Source organism: Dickeya dadantii NCPPB 898 (assembly GCF_000406145.1).
Lineage (GTDB): Bacteria > Pseudomonadota > Gammaproteobacteria > Enterobacterales > Enterobacteriaceae > Dickeya > Dickeya dadantii.
Map to the genome: position 1 here is coordinate 3,729,159 of NZ_CM001976.1, position 15,696 is coordinate 3,744,854.

The window sequence follows — 15,696 nt, forward strand, 5'->3', positions numbered from 1 at the left end:
TACCGTCTCGAAAGTAAACGCTTACCCTTTGCTGGAGGCGGAGAATAATAGGCTTGTTCCGGTCTGGCTGATAAAACTCCTGATTATTTTCAGGGAAATTTATAAGATAAATTGCTGGATTCTCTGACGTGACTGTTCAATACTAAATTAATAATTCCGATTTAACATTAAGTTAACATTTCTCGCATGTCTGCATCTACTACCACCACGGCCGGCCTGAGCCCGGCGCTAACGCTGTTAATGTCCGCCGCCACCGGGCTGGCGGTCGCCAGCAACTATTACGCCCAGCCGTTGCTGGACGCCATCGCCCAGGCATTCAGCCTGTCGGTTAATCAGGCCGGTTTTATCGTCACGGCGGCCCAGTTGGGTTATGCCTGCGGCCTGATGTTTCTGGTGCCGCTGGGCGACCGCTTCGAGCGCCGCGGTTTGATAGTCGGAATGACCCTGCTGGCGGCAGGCGGCATGCTGATTACCGCCTCCGCCCCGTCGCTGTGGCTGATGGTGGCCGGCACCGCCATTACCGGCCTGTTCTCGGTCGTGGCGCAGATTCTGGTGCCGCTGGCCGCCACGCTGGCCTCGCCGGAAAGCCGCGGCAAGGTCGTCGGTACGATCATGAGCGGCCTGCTGCTGGGGATCCTGCTGGCCCGCACGTTGGCCGGCGCGCTGGCGTCGCTGGGGGACTGGCGCACGGTGTACTGGGTTGCCAGCCTGCTGATGACGGGAATGGCGTTGCTGATGTGGCGCGCGCTGCCGCGCTATCATCCGTCAACCAACCTTAACTATCCACAGTTACTGATCTCCATCTTCCAGCTGTTCGGCAGTTCTCGCCCGCTACGTACCCGCGCGATTCTGGGCGCGCTCTCGTTCTCTAATTTCAGCATCATGTGGACATCGATGGCATTCCTGCTCTCCGCTCCGCCTTACCACTACAGCGAGGGCGTGATCGGGTTATTCGGTCTGGCGGGCGCTGCCGGTGCCTTGTCCGCCAGCCGGGCCGGCCGTCTGGTGGATCAGGGTAAAGCCAAGCTCTCCACGACGGCGGGGTTGCTGCTGCTGGCGCTGTCCTGGCTGCCGATCGCCGCCGGCGTCAGCGCCATCGCACCGTTATTGATCGGCATCGTGGCGCTGGATATGGCGGTACAGGGGTTGCATGTCACCAACCAGAGCGCGATTTACCGTATGTTGCCGGACGCGCGCAACCGTCTGACCGCCGGTTACATGACCAGCTATTTTATCGGCGGCGCCCTCGGCTCGCTGATTTCCGCCTATGCTTACCAGCATTTCGGCTGGCTGGGAGTATCGGGAGCCGGAGGCGCTCTAAGCCTGCTTGCACTCCTGGTCTGGTGGCAAAACCATCATCATGAATCTTCGCAACCGGAGACGCACGGATGACGCCCCGCCGCCGCCCGACTGACGGTAAAACGCTATCGCTGGCGGCGGTTTACGCCTATGATGTTGTTTTTTCAACCAGTATATTCTTTCAATTCGTGGATGAGCCCAAACACCGTGAATTCCGTTTCTTCCAGCCAGGCTGATGCTCGCACGACGGCCGACGCCTCGTTTGCCAGCGGCCTGTTTGACAGCCTGCCTATCGTCATCGGTTATGTACCGGTGGCGTTCGCCTTTGGCCTGAACGCCGTCAAACTGGGTTTCACGCCGCTGGAAGCCATCTTTCTTTCCTGCATCATTTACGCCGGCGCCAGCCAATTCGTCATCACCGCGCTACTGAGCGCAGGCGCGTCTATCTGGGTGGCGGCATTGACCGTGATGGCGATGGACGTGCGCCATGTGCTGTACGGCCCGTCGCTGCGGCGACGCATTATGCAACGATTGCCGACCGGCAAGACCGCCTGGTGGGCATTCGGACTGACCGATGAAGTGTTCGCCGCCGCGACGGCGCGGCTGGCGCGAGATAACCGGCGCTGGAGCGAGCCCTGGATGTTGGGGGTAGCGTTGAGCGCCTGGCTGTCGTGGGTCGCCGGCACCGTGATCGGCGCTGTATTCGGCAACGGTCCGCTGGAGGGTTACCCCGCGGTCGAAGCCGCACTGGCGTTTATGCTGCCGGCGCTGTTTCTGAGTTTTCTGCTCGCGTCGTTCAGGCGCCGTCAGAGCCTGGTGGTCGCCGCCGCGCTGGGCGGCGCCTGTTTGGGACTGCTGGTATCGTCCATCCCGGCCGCCATTCTGATCGGCATCGGCGGCGGTTGTCTGGCATCGCTGTATCAACCGGCATCAGTAAAGGAAGAAACGCGATGAATACTTCAGTATTATTGATTGGTTTACTGGTGGGAACAGTTAACTTCCTGTTCCGATACCTGCCGCTGCGGTTGGGCGCAGGCCGGACGTCCGGTAACCTGCGGCGGGGCAGAACCGCCCTGCTGCTCGACAGCATCGGCATTGCGTCGATTTGTGCGCTGCTGGTGGTATCCACCCTGCCGGATATCATGCAGCACACGGAAAGACTGTTACCAACGCTGGCGGGGTTCGCCCTGCTGACGCTTTGTTTTTACAAAACCCGCAGCATCGTACTATCAACGCTGCTGGGCGCGCTGTGCTACGGCATAGTATTTAAATGGTTTCAGACGATGGCCTGACCATAATCAGCCAACGTCACTCGCACAGCCAAAAGACAATAAACGGCAACAGACCGTACCACCTGCACATATTTCGACCAGTGACAAAATAAGCACTAATCGACAAGTTTCTCGCATTTACCTAATTAGTAACATTAGTTACTATGCAGGTCGTGATTAATAAGGTTGCCATCTATGGAAAGTTCATTCGCCCCAATTGAAGACATGCTGCGTATGCGGGCTTCGCGCCGCCCGGATTTCCCTTATCGTGAAGTCCTGCTGCTGCGTTTGTTCCTGCATATGCAAACCAAAATACTGGAACACCGTAACCGTATGCTGAAAGAACAGGACATCAATGAAACCCTGTTCATGGCACTGCTGACGCTGGAATCGCAGGAAAATTATTGCATTCAGCCTTCCGAACTGAGCGCTGCGCTCGGCTCCTCGCGCACCAACGCCACCCGCATCGCGGATGAACTGGAAAAGCGCGGTTGGATCGAACGGCGTGAAAGCGACAGCGACCGCCGCTGTCTGTACCTGTACATGACCGAGAAAGGCAAAGCCTTTCTGGATGAACTGCTGCCGCCTCAGCACCGAAGCCTGAATATTCTCTGCTCCGCCCTTGAAGACAGTGAAAGAGATCAGTTGGAAGTGCTGATGCGCAAGCTGTTACAGCGTCTTGATGAAATGGATCAGGACGGCATTTAACGCCCGTCGCCATTCCTGACAGAGACCACCGCCATCGTTGCCTGCAAACCTCATTAGTTTGCAGGTAGTGCCGTGCTTTTTTTTAAAAAAAACCGTCACCGCACGATACCGCCATGAAAGGCAATCAAAGGCCATGAAAGGCCGAAAAAAAAGAAATTTAACTGGGAGAGAACCATGAGTGCCAACGTGGAAAAGCAGACTCCACCAACTATGCCATCGAAATCCAAAAAATCGCGTAAAGGAATTCTCACGCTGCTGATGATTGTGTTTTTCTTTATTGGCTGTGTGTGGTTTGCCTACTGGTATTTGGTGTTGCGGCACCATCAGGAAACCGACGACGCCTATGTCGCCGGCAACCAGATTCAAATTATGTCGCAGGTTAACGGCAGCGTCGCCCGCGTCAACGTCGACAACACCGACTTCGTTAAAAAAGGCGACGTGCTGGTGGAGCTTGACCCAACCGACGCCGAGCAAGCCTTTGAACGCTCGAAAACCACGTTGGCCAATAGCGTGCGCCAGGTTCATCAGCAGATGATCAACGTCCGTCAGTACCAAGCCAACATCGACCTGCAGCAGATTGCGCTGGACAAAGCTATCAGCGACTTGAACCGCCGTGAAGTGCTGGGGCGAGCCAATGCTATCGGCCGGGAAGACCTGCAACACGCGCGCGACCAGGTCGCCAGCGCCAGAGCGTCGCTGGAAGCGGCCAAACAGCAGTATGCCGCCACTCAGGCGCTGGTGCTGAATACTTCATTAGAGCAGCAACCCGCCATTGCCCAGGCTGCTACTGACCTGCGCAACGCCTGGCTGGCGCTCAAACGTACCCATATCGTCAGCCCGGTGGATGGCTATGTCTCCCGCCGCAGCGTGCAGTTAGGCGCGCGCGTCACCCCGTCGTCCGCTCTGATGGCGGTGGTACCGGCCGCTCCGCTGTGGGTCGACGCCAACTTTAAGGAAACCCAACTGGCCAACATGCGCATCGGCCAGCCGGCGACCATCATTAGCGACCTGTATGGCGACAGCGTGGTGTACAAAGGCAAGGTGGTAGGCCTGGACATGGGAACCGGCAGCGCGTTCTCGCTGCTGCCGGCCCAGAACGCCACCGGTAACTGGATCAAGGTCGTGCAGCGCCTGCCGGTACGTATCGAACTGGATCCGAAGCAACTGACCGATTATCCGTTGCGCATCGGCTTGTCGACGCTGGTTAAAGTGGATACCGCCAATACCGACGGCAAGGTGCTGTCCGATGCATCCCGTGCAACACCGGCATACCAGAGTGATGCGCTGGATCTGGATCTGTCGCCCGTCAACCAGATGATCGACCAGATCATCGGCGCCAACGCTGGCTAACCCCAGAGGAGAGCAGCGTGACAAGAAAACCACTTGAGGGCATGACGCTGGCTCTGATGACGATCGCCCTGTCACTGGCGACGTTCATGCAGGTGCTGGACTCGACAATTGCCAACGTAGCTATTCCGACCATCGCCGGCAATCTCGGCGCGTCCAACTCACAGGGCACCTGGGTCATCACGTCTTTCGGGGTGGCAAACGCCATCTCCATCCCCATCACCGGCTGGCTAGCCAAACGATTCGGCGAGGTGCGCCTGTTTATCTGGGCCACCGTGCTGTTCACCCTGACTTCCTGGCTGTGCGGCATGTCCACCAGCCTGGAGATGCTGATCGTCTCCCGTATGCTGCAAGGTCTGGTCGCCGGTCCGATCATTCCACTGTCCCAAAGCCTGCTGCTGAATAACTACCCGCCGGCCAAACGAGGTATTGCGCTGGCGTTGTGGTCAATGACGGTGGTGGTTGCCCCGATCTTCGGCCCGATCCTCGGCGGCTGGATCAGCGACAACTACCACTGGGGATGGATCTTCTTTATTAACGTACCGCTAGGCATCGTAGTGGTATTGATCACCCTGCAGACACTGCGCGGGCGCGAAACCAAAACCGAAATCCGCCCCATCGACACGATTGGGTTAGTACTGCTGGCGGCGGGTATTGGCTGCCTGCAGATGATGCTGGACCGCGGCAAAGAACTGGACTGGTTTAATTCGACGGAAATCGTGGTGCTGGCGGTAGTCGCCGTGGTATCGCTAACCGTGCTGGTGGTCTGGGAGCTGACCGACGACCACCCGGTGGTCGATCTGTCGCTGTTCAAGATGCGCAATTTTACCATCGGCTGCCTGTGCACCAGTCTGGCGTTCATGCTCTATTTCGGCGCTATCGTACTGTTGCCGCAGTTGCTGCAGGTCGTGTTCGGCTATACCGCCACCTGGGCCGGGCTGGCTTCCGCACCCGTGGGCCTGATGCCGGTGATACTCTCGCCGCTCATCGGGCGGTTCATGCATAAGCTCGATATGCGCCGTCTGGTGACGTTCAGCTTTATCATGTACGCGGTCTGCTTCTACTGGCGCGCCTACACCTTTGAGCCGGCAATGGATTTCGGCGCGTCCGCCTGGCCCCAATTCGTGCAAGGGTTTGCCGTGGCCTGTTTCTTTATGCCGCTGACCACCATCACGCTCTCCGGCCTGCCGCCGGAACGAATGGCGGCCGCCTCCAGCCTGTCGAACTTTGCCCGTACGCTGGCGGGTTCCATCGGCACGTCGATCACCACCACATTGTGGGAGCGCCGGGAAGCGTTGCACCACGAACAGCTTAGCGAGGCGATCAATCCCTACAATCCGCTGGCACAGCAGACTTATCAGCAACTGGAAGCGATGGGCATGAGTCAACAGCAGGTATCCAGCTATCTGGCTCAGCAGATCACGGCACAGGGGCTGATTATTGGCGCCAACGAAATCTTCTGGCTGTCGGCCGGGGTTTTCGTCGTGCTGATCGTGCTGGTGTGGTTCGCCAAACCGCCGTTCGGCAGTCACTCGGCCGGCGGCGCGCACTGATTTACGAGCCGAACGACATAAGCTAAAGCACAAAAGCAAAAAAGGTGGCCAAAGCCACCTTTTTTATTCCCTCGCCGAACGGGACTTAGCCGTGATTCTGCCGCCACCATTCCGCCAGCAGGATCCCGGTCGCCACCGAGATATTCAGGCTTTCCACATTACCGGTGCCGTCAATCGACACTTTGACGTCGCCCTGCTGCCAGGCGCTGTCAGACAAGCCATCCCCTTCCTGCCCCAGCACAATCACCGTTTTGGCAGGCAGCGAGACTTTCGATAAGGTCGTGCCTTTGTGACTGGAGGTGGTGACGATGGTGTAACCGGCGGCGCGGAACTGCGCCAGCGCATCGACCAGACCATCAGCGCTGATCGCTTTCACATGCTCGGCACCGCCTTCCGCCGTGCGCACCGCCGCGCCGGATTCCAGCTGCGCGGCGTCATTCACCAGTAAGCCTTTCACGCCGAAATGGGCGCAGCTACGCATGATGCCGCCCAGATTATGCGGATTGCCGACATCTTCCAGCGCCAGCACGCAGTCGGTATCCCCGGCTTCGCTCAGATACGCCGCCACATCCAGACCATGGCGTTTCTTGATCAGGAAACACACGCCGCCGTGATGCTCAGTACCGGACGCGCGAACCAGCTCGTCGTCTTCCACCACGTGGTAAGCCTTGCGGTTGGCCGCCATCCAGCGCAGCGCTTCACGAAAACGCGGCGTGACTTCCTGCAGGAACCAACCGCGCACAATCGCTTCCGGACGACTCAGGAACAGCGCCTGACAGGCGTTTTCTCCGTAGACGCGGGTTTCTTCCGACCGCTGGCGACGAATCTGTTCCGGATCGATCTGGCTTTTGCCGCTGATGCCGCCGTGATCCGGCTCTTCTCCCGGTGCACGCGACACCGTTTTCCAGGGAGAATCCGCCTGTTCAACCGGCTCGCGACGCGGCGGACGCGGGCGTTCACGCCCTGCCGACTCGCTACGCCATTTGCCGCCGCGCTCGGCGCTATCCCTGCCGCCACGCTCTGCGTTGTCACGGCCACCACGTTCAGCATTGTCACGCCCACCACGTTCGGCATTGTCACGCCCACCACGTTCGGCATTGCCACGCCCGCCGCGTTCGGCATTGTCACGCCCACCGCGAGGCGCGCCATCCCGCCCTTTACGACCACGGTTGTCGCCATCGCCACGACGCTTATCCGGCGTACGTTTCGGCTTACTGCTCTTCTCGTCCCCGTCTTCGCTGCGGACGTACATGACGCGGACTTTGCCGCTCTTTCCACTTAATTCATCGCTCATGTTGTTCTCCACCTACGCGCTGGGCGCGAAGATTACCCTATGTCCACCCGCTTAGCCACCAACCCGATCATAAAAGTCACTATACCCAAAATAATTCGAGTTGCAGGACAACACGCATTGCGTGTTGAACAACGCAGTGCGTTGGCCCGACAGGGCAAGGCTCATTGAGCCTTGTAACGCGGCGACGCAGCGAATCCCAGGAGCTTACATGAGTAAGTGACTGGGGTGAGTGACAACTCTGCCGGGAGCAGAGTTGAACGCAGCGTGCTGCGGCCCTGAAAGGGCGAGGCCCAGGGATGGGCCGAGTAATAAAGCCAACACATCTGCAACTTGAAGTATGACGGGTATAACTATTATAACCATTGAGTAAAACGCCTTGTTGGCGTTCGGCCCGCTATCCATACTTATCCTGCTTTTCGCACCACCGTCTGTTGATCTCTTCGCGTATGCTGGGCGCGCTTCCATCAACAGTACACTTGATTCCAGCCCTTTTGCTACCGAGGCCCGTTTATGAATACGGTATGTGCATCCTGCCACGCCACCAACCGCCTGCCAGAAGAACGTAGTCATGATCACCAACACGCCAAATGCGGCCGCTGCGGTCAAGCATTGTTCAGCGGCAAGGTGATTAATGCCACTGAAGAAACGCTGGATAAACTGTTGCAGGACGATCTGCCGGTGGTGGTGGATTTCTGGGCGCCCTGGTGCGGGCCGTGCGTTAACTTTGCCCCGGTTTTTGAAAGCGTCGCCGACGAAAACGGCGGAAAAATCCGCTTTATCAAAGTCAACACCGAAGCGGAGCCCGGCCTGAGCGCCCGCTTCCGTATCCGCAGTATTCCTACCATTATGCTGTTTAAACACGGCAAGGTGGTTGATATGCTCAACGGCGCCATGCCCAAAGCCCCGTTTGAAAGCTGGCTTAGCGAGTCGCTGTAAGTCGTCTCTCACAACACGCCCCGCCAATACGCGGGGCTTCAGCTCGGCAGCCCAGTCGTTTAGAATGTCGCTTTTGAACGGAAAATCATGACCGGTAACGCTGTGCTACGGCTGCGCCAGCAGCGCCTTGCTCTCTCCACTCGCCCGTTTCGTGCCCGCGGCTGTCGTGTAATCCGCTGCCAGCGCTGCCTGCTGCCGGAAATCCACTGCCTGTGCGACACCCTCTCGCCGCGTACCGCCCGCAGCCGCTTCTGTCTGGTCATGTTCGACACCGAACCGATGAAGCCCAGTAATACCGGCCGCCTGATTGCCGATGTCCTGCCGCAGACCGATGCCTTTCTGTGGTCTCGTACCGAGCCGGATCCGGCGTTGCTTGCCGCCTTGCAGACAGAAGAGTATCAACCCTGGCTGGTATTTCTGGCGGACGACAATGAAAGCGGCCGTCAGGTCTGTCACCAACTGCCCGCCGGTGGCAAACCGCCGCTGTTCGTGATGCTGGACGGCACCTGGCCGGAAGCGCGCAAAATGTTCCGCAAAAGCCCATACCTCGATACGCTGCCGATCCTGTCGCTAAGTGTAGATGCGTTGTCCAGCTATCAACTACGGGAGGCCAGCAGCGCCGGGCAGCACTGTACGGCGGAAATCGCCATTGCCTTGTTACGCCAGGCCGGCGACAGCGATGCCGCCGAAGCGCTGGCAGAGCATTTCGACCGTTTTCGCCGCCATTATCTGGCAGGCAAAGCCCACCACGCGAAAAAGAAAATTTCTTCCACTGTCACAGCAAAACCGGCAACAGACGTTTAAGATCAATCAGGTGTCTTCCAACAGGAGTAACTGATGAGTCAGCGCGGATTAGAGGCTCTGCTGCGGCCCCGTTCGATTGCGGTGATCGGCGCGTCGGAAAAACCGGGGAGAGCCGGATTTCTGATGATGCGCAACCTGCTTGACGGCGGCTTCAACGGACCGGTGCTGCCGGTAACGCCCAAATATCAAGCGGTTTGCGGCGTACTGGCGTACCGCGATGTCGCCAGCCTGCCGATGACGCCCGACCTCGCCGTTATCTGCACGCGCGCCGACCGTAATCTGCCGCTGCTGGAAGCGCTGGGGCAGCGCGGCTGTAAAACGGTCATCGTGCTCTCAGCGCCGCCATCGCAGTTCGCCGAACTAAAAAGCTGCGCCACGCGCTATGCCATACGGCTGCTGGGGCCAAACAGCCTTGGCCTGCTGGCGCCCTGGCAGGGACTCAACGCCAGCTTTTCGCCGGTACCGATCCTGAAAGGCAAGCTGGCGTTTATCTCCCAGTCGGCGGCGGTGTCCAACACCATACTGGACTGGGCGCAACAGCGCGGTATCGGCTTCTCCTACTTTATCGCGCTCGGCGACAGCCTGGATATTGACGTCGACGACCTGCTGGATTTTCTGGCGCGGGACGGCAAAACCAGCGCCATTTTGCTACATCTGGAACATATCAGCGACGCCCGGCGTTTTCTCTCGGCAGCGCGCAGCGCGTCCCGCAACAAGCCGATTCTGGTAATCAAAAGCGGGCGCAGCCGACAGGCGCAGCAACTGTTGCATGACGGCCAGCACGGGCTGGACGCCGCCTATGACGCCGCCATCCAGCGCGCCGGGCTACTGCGGGTGCAGGATACCCACGAGCTGTTTTCGGCGGTGGAAACCCTCAGCCACCTGCGTCCGCTGCGCGGCGAGCGCTTGCTGATCGTCAGCAACGGCGCGTCGCCCGCCGCTCAGGCACTGGATCAGTTAATCGCCCGTCAGGGCAAACTGGCGGCGCTGAGCGAGGCAACGCAGCAGGCGTTGCGCGCCGCGTTGCCCGACACCGTCGCCGTCGGCAATCCGCTGGACTTGCGCGACGACGCCACGCCGCAACGTTATCTGGCGGCATTGTCGGCACTGCTGGACAGCGACGATTACGACGCGCTGCTGATTATCCACGCCCCAAGCGCCGCCGCGCCCGGCACGGAAAGCGCAGAAAGCCTGATTCAGCAGTTGCAGCAACATCCGCGCGGCAAACGCATCACGCTGCTGACCAACTGGTGCGGCGAATTCTCCTCACAAGAAGCGCGCCGCCTGTTTAACGAGGCGGGAATCCCAACTTATCGCACCCCGGAAGGCGCGGTGATCGCGTTCATGCATATCGTCGAATACCGCCGTAACCAGAAGCAGTTGAAAGAAACCCCGGCGCTGCCATCAGATCTCACCGCCAATGCCGCACAGGCGCACCAGTTGATCGCACAGGCGTTGCAGGAAGGCACCACCCGGCTCGATACCCATGAAGTTCAGCCGATTCTGCAGGCCTACGGACTGAATACGTTGCCGACCTGGATTGCCGGCGACAGTACCGAAGCGGTGTACATCGCGGAAAAAATCGGCTACCCGGTCGCGCTTAAACTACGCTCTCCGGATATTCCCCACAAATCGGAAATTCAGGGCGTCATGCTGTACCTGCAGAATGCGCAAGAGGTGCAACTGGCGGCGGAAGCGATGCTGGAACGGGTCAGGCACACCAACCCGCAAGCCCGCGTACATGGTTTGCTGGTACAGGGCATGGCGAATCGTACCGGTGCAATGGAATTGCGTATCGCGGTCGAGCAGGATGCCATCTTTGGTCCGATCATCATGCTGGGTGAAGGCGGAATCGAATGGAGCCGGGAAACGCAGGCGGCGGTGGCATTACCGCCGCTGAATATGGCGCTGGCGCGTTATCTGATCGTCCAGGCGTTGAAAAGCGGCAAAATCCGCAGCCAAATCGCGCTCAAGCCACTGGATATTCCGGCTTTCAGCCGGTTACTGGTGCAGGTTTCCAACCTGATTCTGGATTGCCCGGAGATCTCGCGTCTGGATATTCACCCGCTGCTGGCCTCCGGCGACGAATTCACGCTGCTGGATGTGACGTTGCATCTGGCACCGTTCAGCGGCGACCCGCAGTCTCGTCTGTCTGTCCGCCCTTACCCGCAGGAACTGGAAGAAACCGTCCAGCTCAAAGATGGCGTATCCTGCCTGTTCCGCCCCATTTTGCCCGAAGACGAACCGTTGCTGGCCAGCTTTATCGGGAAAGTGACCCGCGAGGATCTGTATTACCGTTATTTCAGTGAAATCAACGAATTTACCCACGAAGATTTAGCCAATATGACCCAAATTGACTACGATCGTGAAATGGCGTTTATTGCTGTACGGTCAGGCGCGGAAGGCAAACAGGAGATCATCGGCGTCACACGCGCCATCGCCGACCCGGACAATATCAGCGCGGAATTCGCCGTACTGGTGCGATCCGATCTGAAAGGGCTGGGATTAGGCAGAAAACTGCTGGAAAAGCTGATCCACTATGCCCGCGCCCACGGCCTGGCTCGTCTGAGCGGCATCACTATGCCGACGAATCAAGGTATGGTCACGCTGGCGAAAAAACTGGGCTTCGCCGTTGATGTGCAACTGGAAGACGGTATTGTGACGCTGGAACTGCCGCTGGCATCGTCCACACAGCCATAATCAGGCGCGCAGATGCGGGCGGGATCTCGCTACAGGCTGTAAAACTTGCTCACAACGCCTGCCAAGTAGTGGTATCATCGCCCGATTCGGCTATGCCTTAACGTATATTTATGACCATGCGGTCCCACGATGAGAGAAGAATCGCACTGTGATGTTGTCAAAATTAAAGCGTACGAAATATCAACAACACCTTGCACAACTGCCTAAAATTCATCAGTCTGCCGATGATGTCCAGACGCTTCATAGCCCGGCGCTTTTCCGTACTACGCTGACAGAACAGATTCTGCAGGCGAAGAAACGCATCTATCTGGTAGCTCTGTATCTGGAACACGATGACGGCGGCGAAGGCATTCTGTCCGCACTCTATCAGGCCAAACGCCAATGCCCGGAACTGGAGATCGTCGTACTGGTCGACTGGCATCGCGCCCAGCGCGGCCGTATCGGCGTCGCCGCCGACAGCACCAACGCTGACTGGTACTACGAAATGGCGCAACGGTACGATGATGCGCCCTTCCCGATTTATGGCGTCCCGGTCAATACGCGCGAAGCGCTGGGCGTCCTGCATCTGAAAGGGTTTATTATCGATGACACGGTGCTTTACAGCGGCGCCAGTCTGAACGATGTCTACCTGCATCAGCATGAAAAATATCGTTATGACCGCTATCAGTTGATTCATAACCCTGTACTGGCCGATGTCATGGCGCGTTATGTACAGGACCTACTGGCGTCGTCCGCCGTACAGCGGCTGGACCGTTCGTCTCGCCCTAAAACTATCGATATCAAGAACGATATCCGCCAGTTCCGCCAGTCATTGCGCTCCGCGACTTATCTGCTGCCGGGCGTCGGTGACAACAACCACCAATTGACGGTGACGCCGCTGGTCGGTCTGGGCAAGCAGAGCCCGCTGAACCGTACGATCCATCATCTGATGTACTGCACTGAGCAGCGCCTGGTGATGTGCACCCCCTACTTCAACTTACCGGCCTTGCTGGTACGCAACATTATCCGTCTGCTACGCAACGGCAAGCAGATCGAGATTATCATTGGCGACAAGACGGCAAACGACTTCTTTATCCCCGAAGATCAGCCGTTCCGGATTATCGGTGCGCTGCCGTACCTGTATGAAATCAACCTGCGTCGCTTTCTGAGCCGGTTGCAGAAATACATCGACAGCAACCAACTGGTGATCCGACTGTGGAAGGACGGTGACAACAGCTTTCACCTGAAAGGCATGTGGGTGGACGATAACTGGCAATTGCTGACAGGTAATAACCTCAATCCCCGCGCCTGGCGGCTGGATCTGGAAAACGCCATCCTGATTCACGACCCGGAGCAGGTATTGCAGGTACAACGTCAGCAAGAGCTGGAGTGCATCCGCGCCCATACTCAAATCATTACTCACTACCAACAGTTGCAAAGCATCGCGCAATATCCGGTAAAAGTGCGCAAGCTTATCCGCCGCCTGCGCCGTATCCGCATCGATCGCCTGATCAGCCGGATTTTGTAACCATCTGCCGTATTCCCGGCACAGTTTGTTAATACTCTGCCGGGAATGGTCATTGCTGTAGTAAGCTTTGTCAGGTTTCTTCGGCCAGTGGCAATACCGGTCACGAGGGGAGATGATGCGCAAAGCACTACTATTATTGCTGCCCGTTTGTTCAGGATGCGCGCACATGGCGCAGGATCAGTGGACAGGCATCGACAAAGCGAAACATTTCATGGCATCAGCGCTGCTCAGCGCCGCGGGCAGTGAATTCGCGGAACACCAGCATCAGAGCCGTGATCGCAGTGCCGCATTCGGACTGATGTTTTCCGTCAGCATCGGCGCGGCCAAAGAAGCTTACGACAGCCGGCCGCAAGGTAGTGGCTGGAGCTGGAAAGATTTCACCTGGGACATAGCCGGCGCAACGGCCGGCTACTGTTTATGGCAGGCCGCCCATCGTTAGAGCTTCTCGCCTTTCCCTTTGTGATGCAGCCCGAGTGAAACCAGAAACGCCAGCGCGCCCATCAGCGAAACATACCAGAAGAACGCCTCTTCCGTACCCAGCGATTTTAGCGACAGCGCCACATACTCAGCAGAACCGCCGAACAGGGCATTCGCCACGGCGTAAGACAACCCAACGCCCAGCGCCCGTACCTCTGGAGGAAACATTTCCGCCTTGAGAATGCCGCTGATCGAGGTATAAAAACTCACGATCACCAGAGCCAGCATCACCAGCGCAAACGCGATGACCGGGTTGGTTACCCCTTGCAATGCAGACAGAATCGGCACCGTCAGCAATGCCGATAACGACCCGAAAAACAGCATGGAACTGCGACGCCCGATTTTATCGGACAGCGCGCCGAACACGGGTTGCAACAGCATGAAAGCCAACAGTGCCAGTGTCATCAACCCGCTGGCGGATTTGGCATTCATCCCGGCGGTATTCACCAGGTATTTCTGCATATAGGTGGTATAAGTATAGAAGCTCAGCGAGCCGCCGGCGGTAAAACCCAGCACCATAATGAAAGCTTTACGGTTGCGCCACAGCCCGCGCAGCGATCCGGCATCTTTATGCGCGCGAGTTTCACTGGCTGACGTTTCGTTAAGCGAACGACGCAGAAACAGCGCCACCACGGCCAGTGCCGCACCTAACGCAAACGGAATACGCCAACCCCACGTACGCAAATCCGTATCGGAAAGCACTTGTTGCAGGATCACTACTACCAGTAATGCCAGCAATTGACCGCCGATCAATGTTACATATTGGAACGAAGCATAGAATCCTTTACGCCCTTCCAGCGCCACTTCGCTCATATAGGTTGCGCTAGTACCGTACTCCCCGCCAACCGACAGCCCCTGAAACAGACGAGCTACCAATAACAATAACGGCGCCCAGACGCCAATCGCCGCATAACCAGGCAGACAGGCGATCACCAGCGATCCCAGACACATCATGCACACAGAAATCAGCATCGATTTCTTACGGCCATATTTATCGGCAATATAGCCGAATATCCAGCCGCCAATCGGACGCATCAAAAATCCGGCGGCAAATACGCCGGCGGTCTGTAACAATTGCGTTGTGGTATTACCGGTCGGGAAAAAGATATGAGCAAAATAAAGAGAGCAAAACGAATAGACATAAAAATCAAACCATTCCACCAGATTTCCCGATGACGCACCAACGATCGCCCAGATACGCTGGCGTGCGGTATTTATGGTGTTTGTTTCTTGTTGTGGGTTTATTGTCTTTGCCATATAAGCGTTACCCTTCCTGTCTGCTATTTAATGATTATTTTATAGTAGATACAGTAAAACAGGCTCGGTAGTTCAAGGCAAAGGCTAACTGGTTCATGTAATTATTTAAGCTGACGGCGTCACTCTGCAATGAAATAACAGCAAAGGTTATTTCATTGCGATTAAAGCAGGAAATCCCGGGAATATGGTAAGGATATAATCAGTGAATATGGGGATAGTAAATGGAACGCCTCAACGTTATTCAGGACAAGCAAAAGAAAAAAGGCCATCCGTCTGGATGGCCTTTCTTGCTGTTTGATGTCTGGCAGTTCCCTACTCTCGCATGGGGAGACCCCACACTACCATCGGCGCTACGGCGTTTCACTTCTGAGTTCGGCATGGGGTCAGGTGGGACCACCGCGCTTTTGCCGCCAGACAAATTCTTTTATTTAATTCGCCGAACACTACTTAAAACAAGTGGTGCTGATACCCAGAGTCGAACTGGGGACCTCACCCTTACCAAGGGTGCGCTCTACCAACTGAGCCATATCAGCACACATAATT

Annotated in this window: 13 protein-coding genes, 1 tRNA gene and 1 rRNA gene; 11 read left to right on the forward strand and 4 right to left on the reverse strand. The window is 57.4% G+C overall.

All coding sequences use genetic code 11. The features are described 5' to 3' along the window. Nucleotides 1–186 precede the first annotated feature (186 nt). From DDA898_RS16815 to emrB, 6 genes are all read left to right on the forward strand, one after another. Complete coding sequence (locus DDA898_RS16815) at nucleotides 187–1,392, forward strand: MFS transporter (RefSeq protein WP_038911802.1); 1,206 nt, start codon at nucleotides 187–189, stop codon at nucleotides 1,390–1,392. 99 nt (nucleotides 1,393–1,491) lie between these two features. Then, the gene (locus DDA898_RS16820; RefSeq protein WP_038902758.1) at nucleotides 1,492–2,253 is read left to right on the forward strand and encodes an AzlC family ABC transporter permease; all 762 of its coding nucleotides are present in this window, start codon (nucleotides 1,492–1,494) and stop codon (nucleotides 2,251–2,253) included. Beyond that, nucleotides 2,250–2,591, forward strand: coding sequence for an L-valine transporter subunit YgaH (gene ygaH, locus DDA898_RS16825; protein ID WP_013319203.1), 342 nt, complete (start codon nucleotides 2,250–2,252; stop codon nucleotides 2,589–2,591). Before DDA898_RS16820 ends, ygaH begins: the two co-directional genes overlap by 4 nt. Before the next feature lie 174 nt (nucleotides 2,592–2,765). Continuing rightward, complete coding sequence (gene mprA, locus DDA898_RS16830) at nucleotides 2,766–3,278, forward strand: transcriptional repressor MprA (RefSeq protein ID WP_013319204.1); 513 nt, start codon at nucleotides 2,766–2,768, stop codon at nucleotides 3,276–3,278. 174 nt (nucleotides 3,279–3,452) lie between these two features. Then, nucleotides 3,453–4,628 carry a multidrug efflux MFS transporter periplasmic adaptor subunit EmrA gene (gene emrA / locus DDA898_RS16835; protein WP_038911803.1) on the forward strand — a complete coding sequence of 392 codons (1,176 nt, stop codon included), beginning with the start codon at nucleotides 3,453–3,455 and terminating at the stop codon, nucleotides 4,626–4,628. Nucleotides 4,629–4,645: 17 nt separating this feature from the next. Further along, nucleotides 4,646–6,178: a multidrug efflux MFS transporter permease subunit EmrB gene (emrB, locus tag DDA898_RS16840; RefSeq protein WP_013319206.1), complete on the forward strand. Its 1,533-nt coding sequence runs from the start codon at nucleotides 4,646–4,648 to the stop codon at nucleotides 6,176–6,178. A gap of 85 nt (nucleotides 6,179–6,263) precedes the next feature. On the opposite strand, the gene DDA898_RS16845 is transcribed toward emrB, so the two are convergent. Further along, nucleotides 6,264–7,472 (reverse strand): tRNA/rRNA methyltransferase, encoded by a 1,209-nt coding sequence (locus DDA898_RS16845; RefSeq protein ID WP_038911804.1) that lies wholly within the window; start codon nucleotides 7,470–7,472, stop codon nucleotides 6,264–6,266. A gap of 510 nt (nucleotides 7,473–7,982) precedes the next feature. Between DDA898_RS16845 and trxC the strand changes: the two genes are divergently transcribed. The 5 genes from trxC (at nucleotide 7,983) to DDA898_RS16875 (ending at nucleotide 13,858) form a co-directional block, all read left to right on the forward strand. Continuing rightward, nucleotides 7,983–8,408 carry a thioredoxin TrxC gene (gene trxC, locus DDA898_RS16855; RefSeq protein ID WP_038901919.1) on the forward strand — a complete coding sequence of 142 codons (426 nt, stop codon included), beginning with the start codon at nucleotides 7,983–7,985 and terminating at the stop codon, nucleotides 8,406–8,408. 87 nt (nucleotides 8,409–8,495) lie between these two features. After that, entirely contained in the window at nucleotides 8,496–9,212 is a 717-nt protein-coding gene (locus DDA898_RS16860; RefSeq protein ID WP_038911806.1) for a tRNA-uridine aminocarboxypropyltransferase, read from the forward strand. Between the two features lie 33 nt (nucleotides 9,213–9,245). Further along, nucleotides 9,246–11,912, forward strand: coding sequence for a bifunctional acetate--CoA ligase family protein/GNAT family N-acetyltransferase (locus tag DDA898_RS16865; RefSeq protein WP_038911808.1), 2,667 nt, complete (start codon nucleotides 9,246–9,248; stop codon nucleotides 11,910–11,912). A 151-nt stretch (nucleotides 11,913–12,063) separates the two neighbouring features. After that, nucleotides 12,064–13,419 carry a CDP-diacylglycerol--serine O-phosphatidyltransferase gene (pssA, locus tag DDA898_RS16870; RefSeq protein WP_038911809.1) on the forward strand — a complete coding sequence of 452 codons (1,356 nt, stop codon included), beginning with the start codon at nucleotides 12,064–12,066 and terminating at the stop codon, nucleotides 13,417–13,419. Between the two features lie 115 nt (nucleotides 13,420–13,534). Further along, nucleotides 13,535–13,858 carry a YfiM family lipoprotein gene (locus DDA898_RS16875; RefSeq protein WP_038911810.1) on the forward strand — a complete coding sequence of 108 codons (324 nt, stop codon included), beginning with the start codon at nucleotides 13,535–13,537 and terminating at the stop codon, nucleotides 13,856–13,858. Here DDA898_RS16875 and DDA898_RS16880 read toward each other — a convergent pair. The 3 genes from DDA898_RS16880 to DDA898_RS16890 all read right to left on the reverse strand — a co-directional run bounded on the left by DDA898_RS16880 (nucleotide 13,855) and on the right by DDA898_RS16890 (nucleotide 15,686). Next, nucleotides 13,855–15,153: an MFS transporter gene (locus tag DDA898_RS16880; RefSeq protein ID WP_038911811.1), complete on the reverse strand. Its 1,299-nt coding sequence runs from the start codon at nucleotides 15,151–15,153 to the stop codon at nucleotides 13,855–13,857. The genes DDA898_RS16875 and DDA898_RS16880 overlap by 4 nt on opposite strands. A 299-nt stretch (nucleotides 15,154–15,452) precedes the next feature. After that, a 5S ribosomal RNA gene (rrf, locus tag DDA898_RS16885) occupies nucleotides 15,453–15,568 on the reverse strand. 42 nt (nucleotides 15,569–15,610) lie between these two features. Next, nucleotides 15,611–15,686 (reverse strand) — tRNA-Thr (locus tag DDA898_RS16890). Nucleotides 15,687–15,696: the final 10 nt, after the last annotated feature.